The 2,458-nt window shown below is 64.9% G+C and carries 3 protein-coding genes; all 3 read left to right on the forward strand.

The features are described from left to right. The first annotated feature begins 100 nt into the window (after window positions 1–100). Entirely contained in the window at window positions 101–637 is a 537-nt protein-coding gene (locus AC1D00_RS36520) for a SixA phosphatase family protein (RefSeq protein WP_477014009.1), read from the forward strand. A gap of 71 nt (window positions 638–708) precedes the next feature. Next, the gene (locus tag AC1D00_RS36525; RefSeq protein WP_011088599.1) at window positions 709–1,134 is read left to right on the forward strand and encodes a universal stress protein; all 426 of its coding nucleotides are present in this window, start codon (window positions 709–711) and stop codon (window positions 1,132–1,134) included. Between the two features lie 247 nt (window positions 1,135–1,381). Further along, a complete protein-coding gene (locus tag AC1D00_RS36530; RefSeq protein WP_477014010.1) occupies window positions 1,382–1,612 on the forward strand; it encodes a hypothetical protein in 231 nt (76 codons plus the stop codon). Window positions 1,613–2,458: the final 846 nt, after the last annotated feature.

Here is a 2,458-nt window from a genome sequence, read left to right on the forward strand (position 1 = left end):
CAAATCTCATCGCGCTTTAAAGGACCGATCGGGCGCCTGTCACCTTGTCCTCAAGCGGTGCCTGTAGATTATTCTGGACGTGTAACGATTCGAGAGTGCCATGCGCCGTTTGATGCTGCTGCGTCACGCCAAGACCGAGACCGACGCGCCGAGCGGCCGTGACCAGGATCGCCGGCTCGACGACCGCGGCCACAAGGATGCCGCCGAGATCGGCGACTGGATCGCCTCCCATCCCCCCTTCCCCGACACCGTGCTGGTGTCGCATGCCGTCCGGGCACGGCAGACCTGGGACATCGCCTGGGAGACGATGAAGGGCCGCGTCGTCGCGCCCGAGGTCGAGGTGCTGCCGGAACTCTACGGCGCCGATCCCGCGCAGATCCTGGAATCCATTCGCACTGCAACCAACCCGGGCAACCCGAAGCGGCTGCTGCTGGTCGGCCACAATCCCGGCATGCACGAGGCCGCCTTGATGCTGATGGGCGGCGGCGATCCGGCCGGCGCCAAGGCGCTCGCCCACAATCTGCCCACCGCGGGGCTTGCGATCTTCGACTTTGACGTGAAGGATTGGGGGGACGTGGCCTACCGCCGCGGCAAGCTGGTGCTGTTCGTCAGCCCCAAGCTGCTTCGATCGGGATGAGACGCGCGGGCGCCGTCTCGACCGGTCGATGCAGCCTGATTACGGGCTGACTGGAAGATTTGGAGGCGCAGATGTTCAAGTCCATCCTCGTGCCCATCGACCTCGCCGACACCGATCTGGCCAAGCCGGCGATCGCAACCGCGGCAACGCTGTCGCAGACCTGGAGCGGCACGGTGCGCCTGCTCAACGTGCTGCCGATGACGCCGGTGATGCTGGCAGAATACGTGCCGGCCGACTTCGACGAACAGCAGCGCCAGACCTCGGAGGAAGCGCTCGCCATCGTCGCGCGCGAATCCGGCATCGAGGCTTCCCACATCTCCAGCGTGGTCCGCCAGGGCGGCATCTACCACGAGATCCTGGAGGAAGCCGTGCACATGAAGGCCGATCTGATCGTGATGACCTCGCACCGGCCGGCGATGCGCACCTATTTCCTCGGCTCCAATGCCGGCCACGTCGTGCGCTACGCGAAGTGCTCGGTGCTGGTGGTCAGGCACTGAGCTCGGAGCAATGTCGTGAAGCAATGGTGGCGGAGATGGACTTACGAGGTCCCGCTCGCGATCGGCGATGCACTATGGGAGGTGCTCGTCGTGCAACTGGCCGCGCTGCTGGACAGACTGACGGTGCGGAAGGTGATTGCCTTCATCCCCGTCGTGATCCTTGTGCTGGCCTACTACCACAGGATCCCAATTCCGCCGGAACTGATGCTGGTCGGCGACTTCCTCGCCTACATCGACATCTTTCTCGGTGCTGATCCTGGTCGGCGTGCTAAGCCGCGTCACGACGATCCTGTTCGTCGTCAAACAGGCCGCCGCGCGCATTGCCACGTTCGTGGGCAACGCGGCTGCGCACTTGCGGCGCCTGGATATCCGGCATCGGCGCCAACGCGGCGCCGCCACAAGGCCCCACCGCACGCCCGACCGTTCCGACGACGATCGAGCTCCCCACGGAGCGTGGGCCCAGGCCGCCTTCGCCTGATCCATCCACGAGCTTGAAGCTGTTGCCCTGGTGAGCGRAGCSATACCCGGGACAGCTCGATCTCGTAGGGTGGGTTAGCCGAAGGCGTAACCCACCACTGTCTCTCTCCGCGGAAGCAGAAGAGGTGGATTACGCCTTCGGCTAATCCACCCTAYGCATCTACAAGCCCTTGCGTTGCCCGRCGGGCAAGACACGCAAGATGGCGGTCAAYSCGCGCCRTCGAAAATATTCCACTTTACCGAAATTCGGAATTGGCGGATAGTGCGCGCACTCCGGCCCAAGGAAGAGGGGCGTATCGCGATCGTCACGAACGCGGGCCGGGCGGCGGTGGACGTGGGTCACATCGGCGCGACAGGCATCGCAGGGCGGGCAACCGTGAGCGACAGCATCGCGCGCACGACCGGTGTGATCGGCGTACGGCCAAATCGTGTCGTCCTGGCGCCCGGGGTCTGTGCGCCAAGTCTTGCGGTGATGGGTGTGGTCCGACCGGACCCGCGCATCAGCCATCCGCAAGGCGACGGGGGCAATAGTGCATCGCTCCCCGGGGAGAGCACGACATAAGCCGTTCCAACCATCCGCGCAGGGAAGGCCGGGATGCTCCGGTTGCCCTGTTTCCCCGCTGTGCATCGTAGCGCAATCCGCGTTTGGCATGGCGGCCRATGGGAGCCARCCGGCTCCCGGCCTTYCCTGCGCCCTCTTTCATCTGAGGGCAGGCGACGAAGCAAAGCTCGGGCGAAACGCGCCGCGAGAGGGCAAAGGTGTGTCTGCGATGAGAGCGCGAGCTAAAGGAGCGACAGTGCCACCCACATGCTCCGTCATTGCGAGCGCAGCGAAGCAATCCAGAGT

Source organism: Bradyrhizobium sp. P2_E8, assembly GCF_056403875.1.